This window comes from Acidihalobacter prosperus (assembly GCF_000754095.2).
Taxonomy (GTDB): domain Bacteria; phylum Pseudomonadota; class Gammaproteobacteria; order DSM-5130; family Acidihalobacteraceae; genus Acidihalobacter; species Acidihalobacter prosperus.
Genome location: NZ_JQSG02000001.1, coordinates 140,413 through 163,252, shown reverse-complemented (window position 1 = coordinate 163,252; position 22,840 = coordinate 140,413). Strand labels below are relative to the sequence as shown.

The 22,840-nt window shown below is 65.4% G+C and carries 24 protein-coding genes; 7 read left to right on the top strand and 17 right to left on the bottom strand.

Annotation, left to right across the window (positions count from 1 at the left end; all coding sequences use genetic code 11):
• Positions 1-13: 13 nt before the first annotated feature.
• Together parE and THPRO_RS00810 are read right to left on the bottom strand one after the other, a co-directional pair.
• Positions 14-1,897, bottom strand: coding sequence for a DNA topoisomerase IV subunit B (parE, locus tag THPRO_RS00815; RefSeq protein ID WP_038087291.1), 1,884 nt, complete (start codon positions 1,895-1,897; stop codon positions 14-16).
• A gap of 29 nt (positions 1,898-1,926) precedes the next feature.
• Positions 1,927-2,703, bottom strand: coding sequence for a ferritin-like domain-containing protein (locus THPRO_RS00810; RefSeq protein ID WP_052064103.1), 777 nt, complete (start codon positions 2,701-2,703; stop codon positions 1,927-1,929).
• 253 nt (positions 2,704-2,956) lie between these two features.
• Here THPRO_RS00810 and trxA point away from each other — a divergent pair, with 253 nt between their 5' ends.
• Positions 2,957-3,817 (top strand): thioredoxin, encoded by an 861-nt coding sequence (trxA, locus tag THPRO_RS00805; protein WP_065089073.1) that lies wholly within the window; start codon positions 2,957-2,959, stop codon positions 3,815-3,817.
• Between the two features lie 91 nt (positions 3,818-3,908).
• On the opposite strand, the gene THPRO_RS00800 is transcribed toward trxA, so the two are convergent.
• The 7 genes from THPRO_RS00800 to THPRO_RS00765 all read right to left on the bottom strand — a co-directional run bounded on the left by THPRO_RS00800 (position 3,909) and on the right by THPRO_RS00765 (position 10,532).
• The gene (locus tag THPRO_RS00800) at positions 3,909-4,769 is read right to left on the bottom strand and encodes a phospholipase D-like domain-containing protein (protein ID WP_038087294.1); all 861 of its coding nucleotides are present in this window, start codon (positions 4,767-4,769) and stop codon (positions 3,909-3,911) included.
• Between the two features lie 101 nt (positions 4,770-4,870).
• Positions 4,871-6,448 carry a lysozyme gene (locus THPRO_RS16525; RefSeq protein ID WP_145930648.1) on the bottom strand — a complete coding sequence of 526 codons (1,578 nt, stop codon included), beginning with the start codon at positions 6,446-6,448 and terminating at the stop codon, positions 4,871-4,873.
• Between the two features lie 58 nt (positions 6,449-6,506).
• Positions 6,507-7,571 carry a lysozyme inhibitor LprI family protein gene (locus tag THPRO_RS00785; RefSeq protein WP_065089071.1) on the bottom strand — a complete coding sequence of 355 codons (1,065 nt, stop codon included), beginning with the start codon at positions 7,569-7,571 and terminating at the stop codon, positions 6,507-6,509.
• A 5-nt stretch (positions 7,572-7,576) separates the two neighbouring features.
• Positions 7,577-7,801 carry a P-loop NTPase family protein gene (locus THPRO_RS00780; protein ID WP_038087301.1) on the bottom strand — a complete coding sequence of 75 codons (225 nt, stop codon included), beginning with the start codon at positions 7,799-7,801 and terminating at the stop codon, positions 7,577-7,579.
• Positions 7,802-8,309: 508 nt separating this feature from the next.
• Entirely contained in the window at positions 8,310-8,846 is a 537-nt protein-coding gene (locus THPRO_RS00775) for an REP-associated tyrosine transposase (RefSeq protein WP_038087304.1), read from the bottom strand.
• 159 nt (positions 8,847-9,005) lie between these two features.
• A complete protein-coding gene (locus THPRO_RS00770; protein WP_038087307.1) occupies positions 9,006-9,449 on the bottom strand; it encodes a (R)-mandelonitrile lyase in 444 nt (147 codons plus the stop codon).
• 18 nt (positions 9,450-9,467) lie between these two features.
• A complete protein-coding gene (locus tag THPRO_RS00765) occupies positions 9,468-10,532 on the bottom strand; it encodes an NAD(P)-dependent alcohol dehydrogenase (RefSeq protein ID WP_038087310.1) in 1,065 nt (354 codons plus the stop codon).
• 218 nt (positions 10,533-10,750) lie between these two features.
• Here THPRO_RS00765 and THPRO_RS00760 point away from each other — a divergent pair, with 218 nt between their 5' ends.
• Entirely contained in the window at positions 10,751-11,680 is a 930-nt protein-coding gene (locus THPRO_RS00760) for an AraC family transcriptional regulator (protein WP_052064072.1), read from the top strand.
• Between the two features lie 41 nt (positions 11,681-11,721).
• Here the strand turns inward: THPRO_RS00760 and THPRO_RS00755 are convergent, their stop codons facing one another.
• From THPRO_RS00755 to THPRO_RS00740, 4 genes are read right to left on the bottom strand one after another with little or no spacing between them, the layout of a single operon-like run.
• Entirely contained in the window at positions 11,722-12,477 is a 756-nt protein-coding gene (locus tag THPRO_RS00755) for a DsbC family protein (RefSeq protein WP_038087314.1), read from the bottom strand.
• A 39-nt stretch (positions 12,478-12,516) separates the two neighbouring features.
• Positions 12,517-13,434 carry a site-specific tyrosine recombinase XerD gene (xerD, locus tag THPRO_RS00750; RefSeq protein WP_052064073.1) on the bottom strand — a complete coding sequence of 306 codons (918 nt, stop codon included), beginning with the start codon at positions 13,432-13,434 and terminating at the stop codon, positions 12,517-12,519.
• On the bottom strand, positions 13,424-14,197 hold the full coding sequence (locus tag THPRO_RS00745) for a slipin family protein (protein ID WP_407922432.1): 774 nt from the start codon (positions 14,195-14,197) through the stop codon (positions 13,424-13,426). The genes xerD and THPRO_RS00745 overlap by 11 nt, the downstream gene beginning before the upstream one ends.
• Positions 14,198-14,199: 2 nt before the next feature.
• Positions 14,200-15,423 carry an NfeD family protein gene (locus THPRO_RS00740; RefSeq protein WP_038087318.1) on the bottom strand — a complete coding sequence of 408 codons (1,224 nt, stop codon included), beginning with the start codon at positions 15,421-15,423 and terminating at the stop codon, positions 14,200-14,202.
• Positions 15,424-15,529: 106 nt separating this feature from the next.
• Here THPRO_RS00740 and mobB point away from each other — a divergent pair, with 106 nt between their 5' ends.
• From mobB to THPRO_RS00715, 5 genes are all read left to right on the top strand, one after another.
• Positions 15,530-16,051, top strand: a complete 522-nt coding sequence (mobB, locus tag THPRO_RS00735; RefSeq protein ID WP_038087323.1) for a molybdopterin-guanine dinucleotide biosynthesis protein B — start codon at positions 15,530-15,532, stop codon at positions 16,049-16,051.
• Positions 16,052-16,070: 19 nt separating this feature from the next.
• Positions 16,071-17,318 (top strand): molybdopterin molybdotransferase MoeA, encoded by a 1,248-nt coding sequence (gene moeA, locus THPRO_RS00730; RefSeq protein WP_038087326.1) that lies wholly within the window; start codon positions 16,071-16,073, stop codon positions 17,316-17,318.
• Between the two features lie 15 nt (positions 17,319-17,333).
• A complete protein-coding gene (locus THPRO_RS00725; RefSeq protein ID WP_038087331.1) occupies positions 17,334-18,155 on the top strand; it encodes a DUF929 family protein in 822 nt (273 codons plus the stop codon).
• A gap of 141 nt (positions 18,156-18,296) precedes the next feature.
• The gene (locus THPRO_RS00720; RefSeq protein ID WP_082954338.1) at positions 18,297-18,737 is read left to right on the top strand and encodes a host attachment protein; all 441 of its coding nucleotides are present in this window, start codon (positions 18,297-18,299) and stop codon (positions 18,735-18,737) included.
• 27 nt (positions 18,738-18,764) lie between these two features.
• Positions 18,765-19,292 carry a SixA phosphatase family protein gene (locus THPRO_RS00715; RefSeq protein ID WP_052064076.1) on the top strand — a complete coding sequence of 176 codons (528 nt, stop codon included), beginning with the start codon at positions 18,765-18,767 and terminating at the stop codon, positions 19,290-19,292.
• A gap of 61 nt (positions 19,293-19,353) precedes the next feature.
• On the opposite strand, the gene THPRO_RS00710 is transcribed toward THPRO_RS00715, so the two are convergent.
• The 4 genes from THPRO_RS00710 to cysM all read right to left on the bottom strand — a co-directional run bounded on the left by THPRO_RS00710 (position 19,354) and on the right by cysM (position 22,838).
• Entirely contained in the window at positions 19,354-19,737 is a 384-nt protein-coding gene (locus THPRO_RS00710) for a DnaJ family domain-containing protein (RefSeq protein WP_038087334.1), read from the bottom strand.
• An 88-nt stretch (positions 19,738-19,825) separates the two neighbouring features.
• On the bottom strand, positions 19,826-21,166 hold the full coding sequence (rlmD, locus tag THPRO_RS00705; protein WP_065089070.1) for a 23S rRNA (uracil(1939)-C(5))-methyltransferase RlmD: 1,341 nt from the start codon (positions 21,164-21,166) through the stop codon (positions 19,826-19,828).
• Positions 21,167-21,168: 2 nt separating this feature from the next.
• On the bottom strand, positions 21,169-21,942 hold the full coding sequence (locus tag THPRO_RS00700; protein ID WP_201786930.1) for a 3'-5' exonuclease: 774 nt from the start codon (positions 21,940-21,942) through the stop codon (positions 21,169-21,171).
• A 5-nt stretch (positions 21,943-21,947) separates the two neighbouring features.
• Complete coding sequence (cysM, locus tag THPRO_RS00695) at positions 21,948-22,838, bottom strand: cysteine synthase CysM (RefSeq protein ID WP_038087338.1); 891 nt, start codon at positions 22,836-22,838, stop codon at positions 21,948-21,950.
• Between the last annotated feature and the right edge of the window lie 2 nt (positions 22,839-22,840).

The window sequence follows — 22,840 nt, the reverse complement described above, 5'->3', positions numbered from 1 at the left end:
TCGTTGCGCATGCTCAGATCTCCGCCAGGTTGCCCTTGCGCTCCAGCCAGCCGCGCCGATCGCCGGCGCGGCGCTTGGCGAGCAGCAGATCGAGCAGGCCGTCGGTTTCCGCGGCATCGTCCAGCGTGAGCTGCACCAGGCGGCGCGTGTCGGGCGCCATGGTCGTCTCGCGCAGCTGCAGCGGATTCATCTCGCCGAGACCCTTGAAGCGGGTCACCTGCGGCGTGCCCCGACGCCCTTCCGCGCGCAGGCGGTCGAGCACGCCCTCGCGTTCGGATTCGTCGAGGGCGTAGAACACCTCCTTGCCGAGATCGATGCGATACAGCGGCGGCATGGCGACGAACACATGCCCGCGCGCCACCAGCGGCCGGAAATGACGCACGAACAGCGCGCACAACAGGGTCGCGATGTGCGCGCCGTCGGAGTCGGCGTCGGCGAGGATGCAGACCTTGCCGTAGCGCAGGCCGGCCAGATCCGACGAACCAGGCTCGATGCCCAGCGCGACGGCGATGTCGTGCACCTCCTGCGAGCCCAGCACCTGGGCCGAATCGACCTCCCAGGTGTTCAAAATCTTGCCGCGCAGCGGCAGGATCGCCTGGAATTCGCGCTCGCGCGCCTGCTTGGCCGAACCGCCGGCCGAATCGCCCTCCACCAGGAACAGCTCGGTGCGCGCCAGATCCTGCGCGCTGCAGTCGGCGAGCTTGCCCGGCAGCGCCGGGCCGCTGGTGACCTTCTTGCGCACCACCTTCTTGCCCGCGCGCAGGCGCCGGTTGGCGGCGTTGATGACCAGTTCGGCCAGCCGCTCGGCCTCGGCGACGTGGCGGTTGAGCCACAGGCTGAAGGCATCCTTGACCACCCCGGAGACGAAGGCCGCGGCCTCGCGCGAACCCAGGCGTTCCTTGGTCTGCCCGGCGAACTGCGGGTCGGCGAGCTTGAGCGAGAGCACGTAGCTCACCCGCTCCCACACGTCCTCGGGCGCGAGCTTGACCCCGCGCGGCAGCAGGTTGCGGAACTCGCAGAACTCGCGCACCGCCTCGGTCAGCCCCGTGCGCAGGCCGTTGACGTGGGTGCCGCCCTGCGCGGTCGGGATCAGATTCACATAGCTTTCGGCCAGCCCCTCGCCGCCCTCGGGCTGCCACACCAGCGCCCATTCGACGGTCTCGCGGCTGCCTTCCGAGCGCCCGGCGAAGGGCTCGGCGGGCAAGTGTTCGTATTCGCCGACGGTATCCATCAGGTAGTCGCGCAGCCCGTCCTCGTAGCGCCACACCTCGCGCTCGCCGCTGGCCTCGTCGAGCAACGTCACCTCGAGGCCCGGGCAGAGCACAGCCTTGGCGCGCAGCACATGCTTGAGACGCGGCAGGCTGAATTTCGCCGAATCGAAGTAGGCCGGGTCCGGCCAGAAACGGGCCGTGGTGCCGGTGTTGCGCTTGGCCGTGGTGCCGACCACTTCCAACGGCGTGACCAGATCGCCGCCCTCGAAGGCGATGTGATGTTCGCGGCCGTCGCGGCGCACCCACACGTCCAGCCGTTTCGACAGCGCGTTGACCACCGACACGCCGACGCCGTGCAGACCGCCTGAATACTGGTAGTTCTTGTCCGAGAACTTGCCGCCCGCGTGCAGCGTGGAAAGGATCACCTCGACGCCGGGACGGCCCTGCTCGGGATGGATGTCGACCGGCATGCCGCGCCCGTCGTCCACCACCGTGAGCGAGCCGTCGGCGTGCACCGTAACCTCGATGCGCGAGGCATGGCCGGCCAGCGCCTCGTCCACGCTGTTGTCCACCACCTCCTGCGCCAGATGATTCGGTCGCGAGGTGTCCGTATACATGCCCGGGCGCTTGCGCACCGGGTCCAGTCCGCTCAGAACCTCGATATCCGCCGCATTGTAGCTGCTCATGCCAGACTCAACTCCGTTGTCATGCTTATTCAATCCCGCCGCAGCCGCAGCGATTCAAGACCGTCCAGCTCCGCGGCGCTGAAGCCGGCCGCAAGACGCGCCTCGGCATGCAGCGGTCCCTGCACGTGGCCCGGCGCATGCTCGCGCACCAGCTCGCGGAAGGTGGCTTCCGGCTCCAGCCCGCGCGCGCGGCAGAGCTCGGCATACCAGCGCGAACCCGCGGCCACATGGCCCACCTCCTCGCGCAGGATCACCTCCAGCACCGCGACCGTCTCGAGGTCGCCCGCCGCGCTCAGGCGCTCGATCATCCCGGGCGTCACGTCCAGTCCGCGCGCTTCCAGCACACGCGGCACCAGCGCCATGCGCAGCAGCGGGTCGCGGTCCGTCTTGCAGGCCATTTCCCACAGTCCATTGTGCGCCGGATAGTCGCCATAATCGCAACCCAGATCCTGCAGGCGCTCGCGCACCATGCCGAAATGCCGCGCCTCCTCGGCGGCGATGCGCAGCCAGTCGCCGGCGAAATCATCGGGCAGCTCGCGGAACCGATAAACCGCATCCAGCGCCAGATTCACCGCGTTGAACTCGATGTGCGCCACCGCGTGCACCAGGGCGGCACGACCCTCCTGCGTACCCAGCCCGCGCCGCGGCAACTCGCGCGGCGCCACCAGACGCGGCCGTGTCGGCCGACCGGGGACGGGTACGGCGACCGGGGGCGCCGCTGCCGCTTCGACCGCCAGTGCGCCGGTCTGCCAGTCGCGCCAGAGCGCGGCTGCGGCCGCACACTTGCATGCAGGATCGGACTCCATCAATGCGCCGTGGACGCGCGCATAGCGGCCGGCGGACTGCTCGGCCGGGTCGATCCTTTCGCTGGCTTTCGGGGCGCTCACGGGGCGTGATTATGCCAGAACGGCCGCACGCCATGTCCGCCGGATACCCGCTCGCCGGCGACGGTTGAAGCCTGCGCCGCAGAACCCCATAGTGGGTGCACACGGCCCGCGGGCGGCCTGCCCGGCACGCCCCGCGCATGCCCAACACCAAAGCCGCGAAAAGGAAGCCAACATGAGCGATTCACCCTATGTCTTCGACGTCACTGCCGCCGATTTTGCCGAGCGCGTGCTCCAGCGTTCGCAGCAGGTGCCCGTGCTCGTCGACTTCTGGGCGGACTGGTGCGGACCCTGCCGCATGCTGGCGCCGGTGCTCGACGGCATCGCCAACAGCTACGGCGGCAAGCTGCTGGTCGCCAAGGTCAACAGCGACGCCGAACAGGCGCTCGCCTCGCAATACGGCATCCGCAGCCTGCCCACCGTCAAGCTGTTCGTCGGCGGCGCCGTCGTCGACGAATTCATGGGCGTGCAGCCCGAATCCGTGATCCGCGAACTGCTCGAACGGCACGTCCCGCGCGAATCCGACGGCCTGCGCGCGCAGGCCCGCGCCGAGGCCGAGGCCGGCCATGCCGACGCCGCGCTCGCCCTGCTGCGCCGCGCCCGCGAGGACGACCCGGACAACCACCGCATCGACCTCGACCTCGCCGAACTGCTGATCGCCCAGGGACAGGCGGCCGAGGCCGAACAGCTGCTGCGCGCCCTGCCCGCCAAATACGCCGAGGACGAAACCGTCAAGCGCCTGCTCGCCACCAGCCAGCTCGCCGCGCAACAGGCTGACGCCCCCCCGCTCGACGAACTGCGTGAGCACGTCGCGGCGCAGCCGGACGACCTGGCCGCCCGCGAACAGCTCGCCGCCGCCTGCATTCTCGCCGGCGAATACGAGGCCGGCATGGATGCATACCTCGAAATCATGCGCCGCAGCCGCAGCTACAACGACGATGCCGGCCGCCGCGGCCTGCTCGCCGCCTTCGAACTCCTCAGCGGCGACGACCGCGTCACGCCCTACCGGCGCAAGATGTTCAACCTGATGCACTGACGGGAGGGCTTCAAGCGCCGCCGCACGGCGGCGATTGAAGCCGCGCACACGTGGTCGCCATCAGCCATCCCCGCACCAGGAAGGCAGTGAACTAGGGCCTGGCGGCGGACCAGTCCTGCTCGAACTGCCGGCGGACCTGCGACAGGATCTTGCCGCCGTACGTGATGCCGACCTCGCGGTTGTGATAGAGCGAGGCGTGGGTGATGTTGATCGAGCCGATGTACCCCTGCTCGTCGCCGGCGATCATCTTGGCGTGCATGTACACCCCGCTCATGTAGCGCACCTGGACGCCCGCGTGCCGCAACGCGCGAATCTCGCGCGCGTCATGTCGTCTTGCGCTCCACGGCAGGATCAGGCGCATGTCACGGCCCTTGCGTTCCATCGCGCGGATCACCGGGCCGGTATCGCTGATGTCGTCCTGCTCCATGTCCAGCTTGCCCGGCTGGTCGATGAGCCGCACCATGCGCCAGGCGCTGCCGGGCGATAGCACCAGATACTTGCGCGGCGCGTTTCCGGCCGGCTTGTTGTGCCAGTCCGCGGCGAAGACCTCGCGCGCCGCCTGAACCATGTCGGGATTCGAGAAGCGGATGATGTATTCGCGGTTCCGGTTGAATCCCGCGGCGGTGTAGTCCGCCGTGCCGATGGCGCAGGTCTTCGCGTTGCAGATGTAATCCGCGCGGTCGTAGGCGAAGCGCTGCGGGGTGCCGTGCACCGTGATCCCCATGTCCGTGATCCGCTTGTACTCGTCCACGACCTGCCACAGCCCCATCCCATGAGGCGCGCGGTCGAGAATGATGCGCACCTTCACGCCCCGGTCATGTGCCTTACTGAGCGCCGCAAGCACCCGGTTGTCGGACAGGATGTAGACGTTGAGTTCGACGCTCCTGCGCGCCTGTTCGATGATCTGCACGATTGGCTGGCTGCGGTCGCGCGGTTCGATATATAGATGCAAGCACGGCCTCGCTTACGGATTGTCAGGTAAGCGTCCCTATTGGACCGCGGAATCATATCAGCCTTGGAAAAATCGCAAATCCACGAATTGAGCGGCAAGGCTCATGATTGCGAGGAGCACTTTGGTGGCGATGCAGCGGTCACATGAGCCAAAACCTCGGGCAGGGAATCGGCCTGGGTGCCGGCTTCGAGTGCCAGCGCCGCATTCAAATGGATACCGAGATAGCCTTGGCCACTGGCCTGTGCCTTGCTCAGATCAAAGTGGTCGATAACGATCTGATCACCCGTACCCAGAGCCCCGCCACTGATGCTCAGGGTACCGATCCCAGCATCCGCACCACTACCAGGCGTGAAGGCGTATTGCGTGCCGTCGCTGGCTGTCCATACAAGACTGCCGTTGCTCGCCGTGTTGAGCGTCAGTCCAGAACCGCCGCCGAGTTGCGTAGCGCCCAGCCAGATCGAACCCTGTCCACCGCTGTCGTTGATCGTATCGGTGACATTGGCGACGGATGCCAAGGCACCCATGTCGTAACGGTTCACACCGGTGCCGCCTGCGAGCATGTCGCTGCCGGTACCGGCCACCAATACATCGTTGCCGGTGAGGGTGCCCACCAAGGTATCCGCACCACTGCCCGCCAACAACAGCGCAGGAGAATTTGGCACTGTCAGCGTCGCGCTGACGTCCGTTCGATTCGCACTCGCCGCGAAGATGTCCAGCGCATTGAAGCTTTGGCCGTTGCCGTAGAGACTGGACAGCTCCTGCGCGGCTGGAAGAAGCGTGGACGGGAGTGATTCTGGTAGCGGTGTCTGCGCGGTTCCGTTTGCGTAGCTAATACTCTGCGCATGCGTCAGAGACCACGCATGCTGCTTATCGTATGCCTTCAGGTTGTTCAGGCCATGCGCCGTACACATCTGGTAAATCTGTAATGCTTCGGCTTGAGTAACTGCGCCTGGGGCATAGAGTCCGAATATCGCCGCTTCGTCGTAACGACGTTTGGCAATTCCAGGCTGACTCTTTGCGGGGCCACCATTGGAGTTGTAGCGGATTTGATACCAGGCCTCCGCTCGGTTGCTGCTCGCAATCGCCGCATGCAGATGCGGGCTCTTGCCAGGCCCAATCAAATTATTGTAAGTCAGCGACAACAGCGCGGCGCGTTCCGTGCTGTCCGGTATTTGTACGCCCTGGAGCCAACTGTCTAGCGTGGTTTCGTAGGTTCCCTCAATATGATTAAAGGTTGCCTGGATTTGCTGATCGGCAGTCAGCCCGCTTCCACCCGTATTATTTCCGTAGCCGAAGTTCGGATTTATTTTTCCAGTCTTCTTATTGTGTTCTCCATAATGAGTACCAAGATACTCATTGGCAATCTTATTGATCGCCGCCTGAAGCTTGACACTTTCCCCATCCGGACCTGAATCAGGATAAGCTCCCTCCCCTACGGCTTGAAGGGCAGAAACAAAATTATTGAATTTAACTGAGTTGTTACCAAAACTCGCAGCTGAATACCCCATTCCCTTCAAAATCGCTGGCGCATTCGCTTTAATCTCAAAGCCTAGTCCGATCGTGGGATTATTGTTGGTATCGTTGTACGCATATGGATTTACGCCCTCGAAGTCCTTCAGCATCTGGTAAATCAGATCTTGATAATCTGTTTTCGACAACGTATTTGGCGTAAGAGTCATGACAAATTCCTAAAGCTAGAAAGAGTAAAATCCACTTTATGGATAGGTAACGCCACAATCATTTTCTGTCGGATATCCAACGTATGTCACACAAAGGCTGAAAACCGTAGGGGAATGGTCCTTGACTTAATTCGAAGTTAGACACGCCGATACCAGCTTGCCGTCTCGACCAGGCCAAGGCCAAATACTGAGTAGCTTTATCACCGACATCCTGAATAATGTTGGTAACCGGATACTCCAACCCTGACATTGGGCCGTCGTTAAATATCTTGGCCACCGCTGGATAGGGCGAAGGAAGCATATAGATCAGGCTGTCAAAGTAGCGGCTATACGGATTCGAGGGGGGCACAAGCACTTCCTTTCCGTTTACCATCTTCGGCCCGAAAATGTGTGTAAGCCGAATAAGTATCTCACGGTGGCCATTCCCCAGAAGGTCCACCCGTGCGCGCCAAAGGAGCGGTTTACCGGCTTCGCGCAGGGGCTTGGTGTATTTGAGCCAGTAATGCCATGCCGCCCCCCCTCCCTTTTTCATACAAGCGTCACTAATGCACCCTGTATATACTCTTTCGGCCAATTTCTGATTCCAGGAAATGGGTTTCCATACACTGCGGAATTGGGGATATTTTGCAGAGAATCTTGGATCGTTGCTCTCGAAGGGGATATCGCGGAATTGATTGAAATTCGCCACCAAGGTTCTACAGACGGGAGCGATCGGCACAAAGACTGAAGCGCTCAATGGGACTCGCTGAGCGACATAGTGCCCCAGGATTTTGCGCTTCGACGACTGCACCCCATCGAACGCTTTCAGCTCGGCCAGCCTTTGCCTGTATGCCTGTTTGAGACAGGCCTGCGTGGTACACCGATCACGCATGTTCTTCAGCCAATAGCGTTCGTCGCTGACGAGTCGTTGTTTCTGCTCGGGATTGGCCTTGGCAATATCTTTGTCGTAGACCTTGCCGAGCTGTCCATCGAGCTTGGAGATGAATGGATCAGCGCAGATGAGCTTTTCGACCTGGGTTCGCGCCTTGGCGCAGTCGAAGCTCGCGGCATGGGCAGCGCTCAGCCATGTAAAACCGACCGAACATAGACCCATCATCAACGCCCTTTTGAAGATTCCATTCATTTCTTTCACACCGTCCCTGTGTCGAATGCGGGTTGCCCATTTGTGCACTGCGTCGATGGCGTCGACTTTCCGATGTGCACGATCTCGTCGACCTGCAGACTTTTGGGCAACGCGTGCGTGATGAAGAGCATGGTCATCTGGCCTTTCAGTTGATTTATCGTGGCGGCGAAATGCTCGGAGGTCAGCGCGTCCAGGCTGCTGGTCGCCTCGTCGAAATACGCCGACCGCATGTAGAACTACGCCACAAACCAGGTCTCTAGTTGCGCGCCACCTCTAGGGGATTGGCAATTCCATGTCTGGCACACTGCAAGAATTAATTTAATTTATTGAATTTATAAGAAATGACGAATCATGGATCGTCTTGGATTCGTTTGCGCAAGGACGTTCGCGACGAACGCCGTTTGCATGCTATACGGTAGGACCGCACATTCCCATGAAAATTCAATGGCAATGCAAAGATGCATTCACCGAAGTTTGCTTCCCTGGGTAGCGCCGGTAGATGCAATAGCAGATACGTTATGAACCGTCTGACCGTAGGTTGGGCCGCCGAAGAAGGCCCAACGATCACGTCTAACCGCATCCAGCCATCCCGGTGGCGGACGCATCTGGCGTGGCGCGTGTAATGTTGGGCCTCCGGTGTCGGCCCAACCTACATTGGGCGATGCCGTAGGTTGGGCCGCCGAAGAAGGCCCAACGTGCCCCGCTTCGCTGGACACAAACCCCACGAATGCATAACGCTCATCTCGCGGGCTCGCCGTAATTGCCATCGGGATCACCGCCGTCGCCCCAGTCCTCGTGCAACAGGCCCTGTTGCACGAATCGGCGAAAGGATGAATACGGCCAATCCGCCGCTTTGTTCGCATGGCCATGTTTCACCGGATTGAAATGGATGTAATCCACATGCCGCGCAAAACGGTCTTCGTCGCGGATCAGATGCTCCCAGAAGCGGCGTTGCCAGATGCCGCGTTCGCGTTTGTTGACACGGCTCGGCGTCAGCCCCGGGTCACACCGGGGAAGCCGGCGTGAAAATTCGCCCTTGATGCGATTCCAGCGCATCGAATAATCCGGGTCGTCGGGTGGCAGCGTCCAGATCGCGTGCATGTGTTCGGGCAACACCACCCACGCGACGATCTCGAACGGATGTGCCCGCCGCACCCCGCGAACGGCCTCGCGCAACACGTCCACGTGGTCGACGAGCAACGTTTCCCTGCGCGAAGCCAGATTCACCGTGAAGAAATACGTCCCGCCCGGAATCAGCGCCCTCCGGTATCGCATACGCCCCCCAGCCGCCATTCAACCCCGACCGTAGACCGCAGACTGAACCGCCGCAAGGAGGCCCAACAATCAGCGCCATCCCAACCGCACCGATGCCGTGTACCTGTATCCAGGCACGGTGGCGTTGGGCTTCCGATGTCGCCCAACCCACGTTCTGGGTCAGTCCTTCCTGACCTCGGTTGCGAGGTAGGTCGCGTCGGGAACGGGTTCCAGCCAGTCGACGGGTTTGCCGTCCAGGTATTCGTTGATGGCGACGTGTTTCATGGCCGTGGTGTCGGTCGCGCCGTGCCAGTGGCGGCGGTCGCAGTTGCACCAGATCATGTCGCCGGGGCGGATCTCGGTCTTGGGGCCGTTTTCGCACTGGGTCCAGCCGACGCCCTCGGTCACGACCAGGACCTGCCCCAGCGGATGGGTGTGCCAGTGGGTGCGCGCCCCCGGCTCGAAGCTGACGAGGGCGACCCCCACGCGCGCCGGGGCCGGCGCGGCGAAGGCCTTTTCGATATGCACGTTGCCGGTGAACCAGTCGCTCAATCCCTGGATGGGCTCGCTCGCGCCGGCGCGGAATATCTGCATCTCATCTGGCGATGGCTGTGCTGCGCTCATGGCGACCTCCTCGATGGCTCAGGCGGCGCCGTTTTTCAGCGTCGCCATGTCGATGACGAAACGGTATTTCACGTCGCCCTTGACCGTGCGGTCGTAGGCGGCGTTCACGTCCCGCATGTCGATCATTTCGATGTCGCAGACGATGTTGTGTTCGCCGCAGAAATCGAGCATTTCCTGGGTCTCAGGAAGCCCGCCGATCAGCGAACCCGCCATCGTGCGGCGCTTGAAGATGAACGGCACGCCGTTGACCCGGGTGAGCGGTTCGACCGCGCCCACGATCACCATCGCGCCGTCCCGCTTGAGCAGGTTCATGTAGGGGTCGACGTCGTGCCCGACCGGGATGGTGTTGAGCAGGAAGTCGAAGCTGCCCATGGCGGCCTGCATGGCTTCGGCGTCCTTCGAGATCAGCACCTCATGCGCGCCGAGCTTCTCCGCGTCCGCGGCCTTGCCCGGCGAGGTGGTGATCATGACCACATGCGCGCCCATGGCGCGGGCGAACTTCACCCCCATGTGGCCCAGGCCGCCGAGCCCGATCACGCCCACCTTCTGCCCCGCGCCCACCTTCCAGTGCTTGAGTGGGGAATAGGTGGTGATGCCGGCGCACAGCAACGGCGCGGCGGCGGCCGGATCGAGGTTTTCCGGAATGCTCAGCACGAAGTGCTCGTCGACCGTGATCCGGTCGGAATAGCCGCCGAAGGTGTGGGTGTGCGGCGTGCCGCCGATCTTGTCTTCGCTGCCGTAGGTGCCCGTCCAGCCGTTTTCGCAATACTGCTCCAGGCCCTCGTTGCAGGACTCGCAGTGCCCGCAACTGTCGACCAGGCAGCCGACGCCGACCAGATCGCCGGCCTTGAAGCGGGTGACCTCGCTGCCGACGGCCGTCACGCGGCCGACGATCTCGTGGCCCGGCACGAAGGGGTAATGGGTCTTGCCCCATTCGCTGCGCGCCGTGTGGATGTCGGAATGGCAAATGCCGCAATACTGAATCTCGATCGCCACATCCTGCGGACGCGGCTCGCGTCGCTCGAAATCGAATGGACCCAGGGCTTCGGTAGCTGAATGAGTGGCGTATCCATGTGCATGCATCGTGGCACCTCCATCGGGTGTAGCGGTAGGACGGGTCAAGCCCCGGCCTGCGGGGCATTGCGATATCCGTGAGCGAACTCGGATTGCATAATAGGTGGCGACCCAGGAGCCCGGTTAGACCATTTGAGTTGTTTTATTGCCTGATCCTCCGGACGAATGGATTTCGCGCACGGCAAGGATTAGGCTGACGGACAGCCTTGTGAGCGTGGAGCGCAGCGATGCCGGCATCGACCGACCCGATTGAACCCCTTGAGCCGATCGAGCAGGCCCTGGCTGGCCTGCGTCATCGCATCGGGCGTTTCACGGCCGCCGGGGAACTGTCGCCGAGCGCGATTCCGCCCCTGTCGCTGTATCGCAAACACGGGCCGACGGAGCCCGTGGGCGGGCTGTACGAGCCGAGCATCTGCATGGTCGTGCAGGGCGCCAAGCGCGTCATTCTCGGCAGCGACGTCTACGTCTACGACGCGCAGCGCTACCTGATCACCTCCACGCACCTGCCGACGGATTTCCAGATTATCGAGGCGAGCCCGGAAAGGCCCTATCTGGGCCTGAAGCTGGTGCTCGACCTGCGCGAGGTCTCGCAGCTGATGGTCGACAGCCACCTCCCTGCGCCGCGCGCGAACCAGGGCGGGCGCGGGATGGCCACGGGCGAGATGACATTGCCGCTGCTCCAGGCCTTCGAGCGCCTGCTCGATCTGCTGGACGAGCCGCAGGACCTGCCGATTCTGGCACCGCTGATCCAGCGGGAAATCACCTACCGCCTGCTGGTCGGCGACCAGGGCATGCGCCTGCGTCACATCGCCTCCATGGGCAGCCAGGGCAATCAGATCGCGCGGGCCATCGAGTGGCTGAAGGAAAACTTCCGGCAAACCCTGCGCATCGACGAACTCGCCAGGCAGGTCGACATGAGCCCGTCCACCCTGCACCACCATTTCCGCGCCATGACCGCCATGAGCCCGCTGCAGTACCAGAAATGGCTGCGCCTGCACGAGGCACGGCGCCTGATGCTGACCGAAAACCTGGATGCGTCGACCGCCTCGTTCAATGTCGGCTACGAGAGTCCCTCGCAATTCAGCCGCGAATACAACCGCATGTTCGGCGCCCCGCCCCTGCGGGACATCTCGCGGCTGCGACGGCTGGTTGCCTGATTCGGCCAATGTCCTCGCGGGTCAGGCAGACGCGTTCGACCCTAGCTCGCCGAGGCGTCCTTGATCGCCTGCATCAGCTTGTCCACCGGCAGGTAACCGGGGAGGACCTGGCCGTTCTGCAGGACGATGGTGGGGGTGCCTTCGACGCCGAAACGCACGCCGAGATCGAAGTCGCGCTTGACCGGGTTGGCGCAGGTGGCCTTGGGGATGGCCTTGCCTTCCATGGCGCGGGTGAAGGCGGTCTGCCGATCCTTGGCGCACCAGGCGCTGACGGCGGTGTAGTACGACGGCGTATCCGGACCGCTGCGCGGGAAGAAGAGATAGCGCACGGCCACGCCCTTGCGGTTGAGCGCCGGCACCTCGGCGTGCAGCGCCCGGCAGTAGGGGCAGTCGACGTCGCTGAACACGCTGATGGTATAGCGTGCCTTGCCCTTGGGGCGGTACTCGATGAAGCTGCTCGCCGGCAACGCGTCGATCAGACCGAGGCGGGCCTTGTCCAGGCTGGTGTCGGTGAGGTTCTGACGGTCCTTGAGATCGACGAGCTGGCCCTGGATCAGGTAGCGGCCGTTGCCGGTGAGATAGAACACCTTGAGCCCATAGCGGACCTGAAACAGGCCGGGAATCGGCGTCGGCTCGACGGCATCCGGCGCTTGGCCTGGGATGAGCTTGACGAGGCGCTGGCGCAGGGCCTTGGCGCCGTCGGCGGCGGTCTTGCCGGCATCGGCCAGTGCCGCGGCGGGCATCAGCAGACAGCAGGCGAGGGTCGAGACGAACAGGCGTTTCGAAATGAGGGACATGAAGTTTCCGGGATGAGGAAATCGCAGGCGGATAGCATATCAGCCGCGCGGGTGATGCGCGGCATGCAGGGCCTGCAGACGGGCCTTGGCGACGTGGGTGTAGATCTGGGTGGTGGAGAGGTCGCTGTGGCCGAGCAGCATCTGCACCACGCGCAGATCGGCGCCGTGGTTGAGCAGATGCGTGGCGAAGGCGTGGCGCAGGGTGTGCGGCGAGAGGTGCTTGTCGATCCCGGCATGGCGGGCGTGGCGGCGGATGAGATACCAGAAGGCCTGCCGCGTCATCGGTCCGCCGCGGCGGGTGACGAACAGCGCCGTACTGACGCCGTGGCCCTTCATCAGCTCGGGCCGCGCCTCGGCCAGATAGCGCTCGACCCAGGCGGAGGCCTCGTCGCCCACCGGCACCAGGCGCTCGCGCGAGCCCTTGCCGATCACCCGTACCACGCCGTGTCTGAGGTTGAGTCGCGATTCGACCAGCCCCACCAGCTCGGACACGCGCAGGCCGGTGGCGTACAGCAGCTCCAGCATGGCGCGGTCGCGCAGGCCTTCGGGCGTGGATACCGCCGGGGCGGCCAGCAGATGCTCCACATCCGCCTCGGAAAGCGCGTCCGGCAGCGGCCGGCCGAGCCGCGGCGGGTCGATCTCGGCGGTGGGATCGCCGGCAATGCGGCCGTCGCGCTGCATCTGGCGGTAGAAGCGGCGCAGGGTCGACAGCAGGCGTGCGCTGGAACGCGGGCTGCCGCCCGCCGCCAGCCGACTGCTGAGATAGTCGAGCAGGTGTTCGCGGCGCGCCTGCAGCAGGCCGAGCCCCTGCCGGTCGAGCGCGCGCGCCAGGCCTTCGAGATCGTGGCGGTAGGCGGTCAGGGTGTGGTCCGACAGACCCCGCTCGGCCCACAGGGCGTCCAGAAAGGCCTCGATCTGGCCGCGCCAGGGTGCTGCTTCGGCAGCGTCAGCCGGCATCGTTGTCCGCGGCGCCCTTGCCCGGCGAAACGGCCTGCATCATCGGCTTGAACAGGTCCATGGGCAACGGGAACAGGATAGTGGAGCTGTTGCGCGTGGACATGTCGCTGACCGTCTGCAGATAGCGCAACTGCAGCGCCTGCGGATTCTGCGCGATGACGCTGGCAGCCTGCAGCAGGGTCTGCGAGGCCTGCAGCTCGCCCTCGGCGTTGATCACCTTGGCGCGGCGCTCGCGCTCGGCCTCGGCCTGGCGCGAGATGGCGCGCACCATGCTCTCGTCCAGCTCGACCTGCTTGAGCTCGACGTTGGTCACCTTGATGCCCCAGGAGGAGGTCTGCTCGTCGAGGATCTCCTGGATGTCGCTGTTGAGGCGGTCGCGCTCGGCCAGCATCTCGTCCAGCTCGTGCTTGCCGAGCACGGAACGCAGCGTGGTCTGCGCGAGCTGACTGGTCGCCATGTAATAGTTCTCCACCTGGATGATCGCCTTTTCCGCGTCGACCACGCGGAAGTACAGCACGGCGTTGACCTTGACCGTGACGTTGTCGCGCGAGATGACGTCCTGGCTGGGCACGTCCATGGTGATGACGCGCAGATCCACGCGCACCACCTGCTGGATGACGGGGATGACGAAAATCAGTCCCGGCCCCTTGACGGCCTGAAAGCGCCCCAGGAAGAACACCACGCCGCGCTGGTATTCGGGCACCACGCGTATCGACGCGAAGGCGATACCAAGAACCAATAATACCGGAATAATCATATACATATTCATTTCTCCTCAGGAATTACCGTAAGTTCAAGGCCGTCGATCGCCGTAATGCGCACATGCTGGCCGCGCTGCAATGCGGCGTCGCAGCGCGCGCGCCAGAGTTCGCCGTTGACATGGATGTGCCCGGTTCCGGCAAAATCCTCCGCGACCACGCCTCGGGCGCCGATCATGGCCTCGCGGCCGCTGACCGCGCCGCGCCGCCGCAGGCGCAGCAGACGGCCGATCAGCCACAGGAAAAATCCGGCCGAAACCGCCGCCGTGGCGCCGATCATGGGCAGGGAGACGCGGATGTCGTGCGTATCGAACATAAGCAGCGACCCGGCCGTGAACACGACCACGCCGGCAAGCCCGAGCACCGCGAACAGGGCGACGAAGCTCTCGCCCACCATCATCGCAATGCCGACCAGCATCAGCCCCATGCCCAGATAGTTGATCGGCATGTCCTGCAAGGCGATCAGTGCCAGGATCAGGGATACCGCGCCGAGGGTACCCGGCAGGATGAGCCCCGGACCGGCGAGCTCGAAGACGATGCCGTAGAAACCGATGAGCAGCAGCAGAAATGCCACGTTGGGATCGCTGATCCACGCCATGATGCCCTCCTTCTCCCCCGGATTGTCGTGCACGAGACGCAGGTTGTCCGTATGCAACACCTGCCAGCCGGCATGGCTGCGCACGCGGTGCCCGTCGAGCGCGAGCAGCAGCGCCTCCGGGCCGGTCGCCAGCAGATCCACGAGGCGTGCATGCTGGGCTTCGGCGGCGGTCAGATCCTTGCCCGCATGAACGTCGATCTGTTGCCAGTCGACCATTCGACCATTGCGATCCGCCAAGGGACGCAATGCCTGGGTCGAGGCCGCCAGATCCAGGCGGGTGCCCGGCGCCATCGCCGCCACCCCGCAGGCGGACAGCAGACGCGTTGCGTCTGCCGCAAGGCGCGTACCGGACGGATAGGCCAGACAGGCGACGGGCACCGGCGAATGCAGTATCGCCTCGATGGCTTGGCTCGCCGCCTCCGCCACGATGCCGCGCGCGTTCAGAGTGAGCACGACAAGAACGGCATCGCGGTCGCGGGCCACGGCAAGCTCATGCCGCAGGTGCGACACGCTGGCCGTGTCGAGCCGACCGTCGAGCGACAGCATCACGGCCAGCCCCTGGGATGCGGCGGCAGCGACCGGCGGCAGCGCAAGGCCGAAAATCAGCAAAACCAGCGCATGGAGGCGCTTCAAAGTGCTGCTCCCGAGTCGAGGACGGGTTAAAGCATAGCATCGACGTTGCCCCGAGCCGCGGCTTACGCGATCATCCGCAGGCCTTCACACCCGCAGACCCGATCGCATGTCCGCATTTTCGTATCCCCGACCGGTGCTCGGCTTCGCCGCCTGGAGCGGCAGCGGCAAGACCACGCTGCTGGCGCGCCTGCTGCCGCTGCTGCGCGCACGCGGCCTGCGCGTGGCCATGATCAAGCACGCGCACCACGATTTCGACATCGACCAGCCCGGCAAGGACAGCCATACCCTGCGCAAGGCCGGCGCCGAGCAGATGCTGATCGCCTCGCGCCGACGCTGGGCGCTGATGGTGGAATCGCCCGACGAGCGCGAGCCCGAACTCGCCGAACTGCTCGCCCACCTCGATCCCGCACGGGCCGATCTGGTGCTGGTCGAGGGTTTCAAGCACGAACACTTCCCCAAGATCGAAGTCCACCGCGCCGCCGTGGGCAAGCCGCTGCTGTACCCGGACGATCCGGATATCATCGCCGTGGTCAGAGACACCCGGCTGGACACGCGACTGCCGCAGCTGGATATCGACACGCCCGACACCGTGGCCGAATTCGTCGTTCGCCACTGTCTGGCGGGCTGACGCAGGCAAGGAGAAACCGATGAGCATTCCCAGCAGTTGCGACGAAACCGATCCCGAGGCGCTGACGGTGGAGGCGGCACTGGCCCGTGTGCTGGAGACGGTGCAACCGCTTGAGGGCGCGCAGCGCGTCGACCTGCACGGCGCCCTCGGGCGGGTGCTGGCACAACCTGTCTCCGCGCCGATCGACGTGCCGCCGCACGCCAACTCGGCCATGGACGGCTATGCCCTGCGCGCAGACGAACTCGCCATGGGCACAGCCTTCCGCATCGTGGGCGAGGCCTTCGCCGGCCACCCCTACCGCGGCGACATCGGCCCCGGGGAATGCGTGCGTGTGATGACCGGCGGCGTCATGCCTCGCGACGCCGATACGGTGGTCCAGCAGGAACATGTGCGCGTGGAGGGCGAGCGCATCCGCGTCGAGCAGGCGCCTGCTGCGGGCGCCAACGTGCGTCAAGCCGGCGAGGACATCGCGGCCGGCAGCACGGTGCTTCCGGCCGGGCACCGCGTCGGCAGCGCCGAGCTGGGCCTGCTCGCCTCGCTGGGTCTGACCGAGGTCGACGTGCGCCGCCTGCCTCGCGTGGCCTATTTTTCCACCGGCGACGAACTGCGCAGCGCCGGCGAAGCGCTCGGCGAGGGCGAAATCTACGACAGCAACCGCCATACGCTCCATGGCCTGCTGCGCGAAACCGGTGTCGAAGCCACCGACCTCGGCCGCATTCCCGACGACGAGGCCGCCACCCGGCGCGTGATGGCGCAAGCCGCGGCGCAGGCCGACCTGATTGTCACCAGCGGCGGTGCCTCGGTGGGCGCCGCCGATCATGTCACCCGCGTGCTGCGCGAACACGGTGCCGCGCAATTCTGGAAGATCGCCATGAAACCGGGGCGGCCTCTGAATTTCGGGCGCGTGGACAATGCCTGGTTCTTCGGCCTGCCAGGCAACCCCGTCGCGGTGATGGTGACCTTCGCCCTGTTCGTTGCGCCCGCGCTGCGCCGTCTGCGCGGCGAATCCTACGCTGCGCCGTTGATCCTGCGCGCGACCGCCCGCTCGGCGCTACGCAAGAACCCGGGGCGCACGGATTTTCAGCGTGGCGTGCTCACGCAGCGACCCGACGGCACATTGGAAGTCGAGACCTCCGGGCTGCAGTCGTCGCATATACTGAGCGGCATGAGCCGCGCCAACTGCCTGATCCGACTGCCCCGCGATGCCGGCCCAATGGCCGCCGGGGCCACGGTGGACGTCATTCCGTTTCACGCACTTTTCCGATAAGGGAGCCAAAGCTTCATGCGCCAATCCAGAACCCTCTCGCCGCTCCGGTCGGCCGCCCTCGCTGCCCTGCCGCTGCTCGCCGCTCTTTCCGCCCATGCGGGCAGCCTGATGCCGCCAAGAGCCGATGCCACGCTCGACCAGCCGCTCGAACCGGGCATCGTCAAAAACCTGCAAAAGGCCTCGCAGGAGGGCCTGGCCGCCACCCGCGCCCCCGATTTCACCTCCATGCAGGCAATCAAGGGCCCCAACCCGGGTCAGGCTGCCGGCAAGAGCACCGTACTCTACGTTGGCGCCGACTACTGCCCCTTCTGCGCCGCGCTGCGCTGGCCGCTGACCATCGCGCTGATGCGCTTCGGCGACTTCCAGGGCCTGCGTACCATGCGCTCCAGCCCCAAGGACGTGTATCCCGACACCACCACCGTCACCTTCGCCAAGGCGCAGTACAGCAGCCGCCACGTGGACTTCGTCCCGGTCGAAACCGCCGACCGGCTCGGGCACCCGCTCGATCCGCTCAAGGGGCAGCCGGCCAAGCTGTTCCAGGAGTTCGATGCCGAGCCCTATACCGCCCATCCCAATGGTATCCCCTTCCTCTACATCGGCGGCCGATGGCTGCTGCTCGGGGCACCGGTCAACCCCGATCTCTATGCCAAGCTCGACTGGGCTCAGATAGCGGAAAAGCTGGCCAATCCCAAGGGCATGCTGTCGCGCGTGGTGATGCCACAGGCCAATCTCATCACCGCCGCGATCTGCCAGACCACCGGCCAGCAACCCGCCAAGGTCTGCAAGTCGCCCGGCGTTCAGGCCGCGGCCGAGATGTTGCCGCCGAGCGCCTCCTGACGACCCCGCGGCGGGACGGCAGACCGGACGCCCCGCCGCCCGTCGGAATCGGCCTTGCCCCGCTGCGGCGCATCATCTTCAATTGATCTTGGGGTATTCCCCCCATGCAGTTCACCTTCACTCACAGCGAGGTCAACGCATATGATCAATCCTATCTGGGTTCTCGTCGCCAACGCCGGCCGCGCCCGCCTTTTCTGCTCCTCCTCCCGCAACGGCAAGCTCGTCGAGCAGGCCGCCTGGGTCGACAGCGAGGCGCGCCTGAAAGCCCGCGACATGCTCAGCGACAAGGCCGGCCGCGCGCACGACACCAGTGGCCAGAGCCGCCATGCCATGGCACCCCGGGTCGACCCCAAATCCGAAGAGGCCATGCGCTTCGCACGCATGGTCTGCGACAGGCTCGCCGAAGTCATGCGCAACACGCCCTGCGAACGTCTGCACATCGCCGCCGCACCGGCCTTCCTCGGCCGCCTGCGCGAATGCATGGGCGGTTCGCTGCGCGGCAAGGTGAGCAGCGAGATACCCAAGGATCTGACCGCCTTTGACGGCCTGCATCTGCGTCAGCATCTGCCCGACTTCCTGTAACGCATCACCCGCGCGCGCCTGCCGACCATGAAGACACTCACGCTGTTGCGTCATGCCAAGTCGAGCTGGAAACGGCCCGATCTCGGCGATTTCGAGCGTCCGCTCAATGGTCGCGGACGAACCGACGCCCCCAACATGGGGCGCCGGCTCGCCCGGCGCGGTCTTCAACCCACGCGCATCGTCAGCAGCCCGGCGCTACGCGCGCGCGCCACGGCGGAAGCAGTCGCCGATGCGCTCGCCTACCCGCACGCGCGCATCCTCTGGGAGCCGCGCATCTACGAAGCCGGCGTGCAGACGCTGCTCACGATCCTCCGCGGGCAGGCCGATGAGGATGCGCATCTGCTGATTGTCGGTCACAATCCCGGCCTGACGATGCTGGCAAACGCATTGACCGGCGACCGGCTCGACAACCTGCCGACCGCTGGCGCCTATACCCTCACCCTGCCCATCGAGCAGTGGCGAGCAACCGATTGGGGTATCGGCACCCGGACCCTGCTGATGGTGCCCAAGGACCCTGCCGAAGCCGAAACGGCTACGAGCCCCGTGACGGGATAAGCCGCGGCAGGCACCATCGACGCATACCACTGCCCGACATCCAGGATCGAACAAAGCCGCCTCAGCCCCCGCTCCCGCAACGGTCGAGACGCACTTGCACCGCCTCGCGGTAGGCCTCGTCCAATCGCGGATCACGCCCTGAATCGCCGCGCAGCCGCAGGCGCAGGTGCAGCAGCTCCAAGCGACGCTGCGCCCGATCGCGTTCCCCGGGTCCGGTCGCGGCATCGATGAGCCCCTGAGCCTCGCCGATCTCGCGGCGCAGTTCGACCTCCGGCGGCAGGAAACCGGCATTCTTGAGCAGACGATAAGCCGCGCGCAGTTCCGGTGGCACATGAGCGTCGTCGTCCAGATTCAGCGGACGGCCCGCACCGGGCAGATCGTCCAGTTCGCCGCGTTCGAGCGCCTCGCGGATACGGCGTTCGGCAATGGCGTCTACGGGGTCCATGCATTCACTGACCTAAGGAGGTCCCGACAACATCGCGAAGATGCACCCGCAGCAAAGCCAGTAGAGGCGAGAATCCGCTAGCAAGCTGTCAGGCGCCGGGACGCACGAACAGGGCGATGGACTCGACGTGGGCGGTATGCGGGAACATGTCCATGACGCCGGCCGCTTCGAGACGGTAGCCGTGAACCTTCGCCAACTCCCCGGCATCGCGCGCGAGGGTGGCCGGATCGCAGGAGACGTAGACGATGCGCGCCGGCGCCAGACGAGCGATGTACGGCAGCATCTCGCGCGCACCGGAGCGCGGCGGGTCGAGCAGCACGCGGTCGTAGCGGCGGGCGAGCCAGGGCGCCTTGGGGTCTGGCGCGAACAGGTCGGCGGCGTGCTGCTCGGCGCCGGCAAGACTGTTCGCGATCGCGTTGCGCGCGGCGCGCTCGGTCATCGCGGGGTCGACTTCGACGGCCACCACCCGCGCCCCGCGGGCGAGCAGCGGCAGAGTGAAATTGCCCAGGCCGCTGAACAGCTCCAGCACGTCCATGTCCGGCCGCACGTCGAGCAGTTCAAGGGCGCGCACGACCATCTGGCGGTTGATCCCGGCGTTGACCTGGATGAAATCGCCCGGACGGAAGTTCACGTGGGTGCCGAAATCCGGCTGTGCGTAGCTGAGCGGCTGCGCTTGCGGCCACAACGGGACGATGGTATCGGGCCCGCCCGGCTGCAGGGCGACGAACAGGCCCGTGTCCTGCGCAAAGGCGGTCAATCGGGCGCGGTCGTCGTCGTTCAGGGGTTCGAGGTGGCGAAACACCAGACTGATCGCCCCGTCGCCCGCCATGACCTCGATCTGCGGGATCTGCTCGCGTACGCTCAGGCCCTCGATCAGCGCCGCCAGTTCGCCGAAGCGCTCGCCCACCTCGGGCACCAGCACCTCGCAACGCGCGAGGTCGGCCAGCAGGCGTCCCTGGCGTTCGCGGAACCCGATCAGCACCCGCCCCTTCTTGGCGACGTAGCGCACGCCCAGTCGCGCCTTGCGCCGATAACCCCACACCGGCGCGGTGAGCGGCTCCAGCACGTGTTCCGGCGCGACGCCGCCGATGCGCGACAGGGCTTCCAGCAGGGCGCGCTGTTTGGCGGCGATCTGCGCCTCGGGGGCGAGGTGCTGCAGGCTGCAGCCGCCGCAGACGCCGTAGTGCGGGCAGCGCGGATCGACCCGTTCGGGCGAGGCCGTGAGCACCGCCTCCGCCTCGGCCTCGTCGTAGTCGCGATGGGTCTGCGTGAAGGCGGCGCGCACGCGCTCGCCGGGCAACCCGCCGGCCACAAACACGGCCTTGCCGTCGAGCCGTGCGACGCCGCGCCCGTCCTGGGCCAGCGATTCGATGGACAGTTCGGCCGGGGCCCGCGGCGGGCCGCGGCGCCGGTTGTTTCTGCGCGCCACGCTCAATCCGCTCCGTTCGCGTCCCAGGCCTTGAGAAATTCCTGCAGGTGCGCGGCCTCGGCCGTACCGAGCAGGTCGCGCACGCGCCCCTGTTCGGCCGCGTAGGCCTCTGCACCGAGATGCCCGCGCAGGTATTCGAAGCGCAGATAGACGAGATAGGTGTTGAGCACGTCGGTTTCGCAGTAGTCGCGGATGCTGGCGAGATCGCCGGCCTGATAGGCGTCCCAGACCTTGGCCCCGCTCATGCCCATCTTGCCGGGCAGACCGAGCAGCGTGGCCACCTCGTCGAGCGGCGCGACGGCGCGACCCTGGTAGCCGGACAGCACGTCCATGAGGTCGGTGTGCAGCCAGTGGAAGCGGTTCAGGTAATTGTTGAAGCGGAACTCGCGGTCGTCTTCGCCGACCTCCCAGTAGCGCGGCGCGGACACGCCGTGGCGCAGCGCGCGGTAGTGGATCACCGGCAGATCGAAACCGCCGCCGTTCCACGACACCAGGGTGGGCGTGTAGCGGTCGAGGCCGTCGAAGAAGCGACGCAGCAACTCGGACTCGTCGGAATCGAGATCGCCCAGCGACCAGACCTTGAGCTGGTCTGCGTGGCGGAACACCACCGAGATGGCGACGATGCGGTGCAGGTGATGGGCGAGAAAGTCCCCGCCGGTCTTGGCCATGCGCAGCTGGTACATGGCCTGGGCGACATCAGCGTCGGACAGCCCGTCTAGCCCGTACACGCGGCGCCCGCCGTCGACGTCGGGCACCGTCTCGATGTCGAACACCATCACGTTCACGCGGGGAACACCCCCGTGGAGATGTAGCGGTCGCCGCGGTCGCAGACGATGGAGACGATGGTCGCGTTCTCCACCTCGGCCGAGACCTGCAGCGCCGCCGCCACCGCACCGCCGGAGGAAACGCCGCAGAAGATGCCCTCCTCCGCGGCCAGCCGGCGCATGGTCGTTTCCGCGGCCTCCTGCGAGACGTCGATGACGCGGTCGACCCGCGCCGGCTCGAAGATCTTGGGCAGGTAGGCCTGCGGCCAGCGGCGGATGCCGGGGATGCTCGCGCCTTCCTGCGGCTGCACGCCGATGACCTCGATCCCGGGGTTCTGCGTCTTGAGGTAGGCGGAGTTGCCCATGATGGTGCCGGTGGTGCCCATGGAACTGACGAAATGCGTGATCTCGCCGTGCGTGTCGCGCCAGATCTCCGGGCCGGTGCCTTCGTAATGCGCGAGCGGGTTGTCGGGGTTGGAGAACTGGTCGAGCACCCGCCCCTTGCCCTCGGCCTGCATGCTCAGGGCGAGGTCGCGGGCGGCTTCCATGCCCTCGGCGCGCGTGACCAGCACGATCTCGGCGCCGAAGGCCTTCATGGTGGCGCGGCGCTCCGCGCTCATGTTGTCGGGCATGATCAGCACCATGCGGTAGCCGCGGATCGCCGCCGCCATGGCCAGGGCGATACCGGTGTTGCCGCTGGTCGCCTCGATCAGGGTGTCGCCGGGCTTGATCTCGCCGCGTTCCTCGGCATGCCGGATCATGCTCAGGGCCGGGCGGTCCTTGACCGAACCGGCCGGGTTGTTGCCTTCGAGCTTGACCAGGATGACATTGCTGGTCTCGCCGGGCAGGCGTTGCAGGCGCACCAGCGGCGTGTTGCCGACGAACTGCTCTATCGTGGGGTATTCCATGC

Bases quoted from the DNA above. Each gene is read 5' to 3' on its own strand.
- parE (WP_038087291.1), bottom strand. From the start codon at position 1,897: ATGAGCAGCTACAATGCGGCGGATATCGAGGTTCTGAGCGGACTGGAC.
- THPRO_RS00810 (WP_052064103.1), bottom strand. From the start codon at position 2,703: ATGGAGTCCGATCCTGCATGCAAGTGTGCGGCCGCAGCCGCGCTCTGG.
- trxA (WP_065089073.1), top strand. From the start codon at position 2,957: ATGAGCGATTCACCCTATGTCTTCGACGTCACTGCCGCCGATTTTGCC.
- THPRO_RS16525 (WP_145930648.1), bottom strand. From the start codon at position 6,448: ATGACTCTTACGCCAAATACGTTGTCGAAAACAGATTATCAAGATCTG.
- THPRO_RS00785 (WP_065089071.1), bottom strand. From the start codon at position 7,571: ATGAATGGAATCTTCAAAAGGGCGTTGATGATGGGTCTATGTTCGGTC.
- THPRO_RS00780 (WP_038087301.1), bottom strand. From the start codon at position 7,801: ATGCGGTCGGCGTATTTCGACGAGGCGACCAGCAGCCTGGACGCGCTG.
- THPRO_RS00775 (WP_038087304.1), bottom strand. From the start codon at position 8,846: ATGCGATACCGGAGGGCGCTGATTCCGGGCGGGACGTATTTCTTCACG.
- THPRO_RS00770 (WP_038087307.1), bottom strand. From the start codon at position 9,449: ATGAGCGCAGCACAGCCATCGCCAGATGAGATGCAGATATTCCGCGCC.
- THPRO_RS00765 (WP_038087310.1), bottom strand. From the start codon at position 10,532: ATGCATGCACATGGATACGCCACTCATTCAGCTACCGAAGCCCTGGGT.
- THPRO_RS00760 (WP_052064072.1), top strand. From the start codon at position 10,751: ATGCCGGCATCGACCGACCCGATTGAACCCCTTGAGCCGATCGAGCAG.
- THPRO_RS00755 (WP_038087314.1), bottom strand. From the start codon at position 12,477: ATGTCCCTCATTTCGAAACGCCTGTTCGTCTCGACCCTCGCCTGCTGT.
- xerD (WP_052064073.1), bottom strand. From the start codon at position 13,434: ATGCCGGCTGACGCTGCCGAAGCAGCACCCTGGCGCGGCCAGATCGAG.
- THPRO_RS00745 (WP_407922432.1), bottom strand. From the start codon at position 14,197: ATGTATATGATTATTCCGGTATTATTGGTTCTTGGTATCGCCTTCGCG.
- mobB (WP_038087323.1), top strand. From the start codon at position 15,530: ATGTCCGCATTTTCGTATCCCCGACCGGTGCTCGGCTTCGCCGCCTGG.
- moeA (WP_038087326.1), top strand. From the start codon at position 16,071: ATGAGCATTCCCAGCAGTTGCGACGAAACCGATCCCGAGGCGCTGACG.
- THPRO_RS00725 (WP_038087331.1), top strand. From the start codon at position 17,334: ATGCGCCAATCCAGAACCCTCTCGCCGCTCCGGTCGGCCGCCCTCGCT.
- THPRO_RS00720 (WP_082954338.1), top strand. From the start codon at position 18,297: ATGATCAATCCTATCTGGGTTCTCGTCGCCAACGCCGGCCGCGCCCGC.
- THPRO_RS00715 (WP_052064076.1), top strand. From the start codon at position 18,765: ATGAAGACACTCACGCTGTTGCGTCATGCCAAGTCGAGCTGGAAACGG.
- THPRO_RS00710 (WP_038087334.1), bottom strand. From the start codon at position 19,737: ATGGACCCCGTAGACGCCATTGCCGAACGCCGTATCCGCGAGGCGCTC.
- THPRO_RS00700 (WP_201786930.1), bottom strand. From the start codon at position 21,942: ATGGTGTTCGACATCGAGACGGTGCCCGACGTCGACGGCGGGCGCCGC.
- cysM (WP_038087338.1), bottom strand. From the start codon at position 22,838: ATGGAATACCCCACGATAGAGCAGTTCGTCGGCAACACGCCGCTGGTG.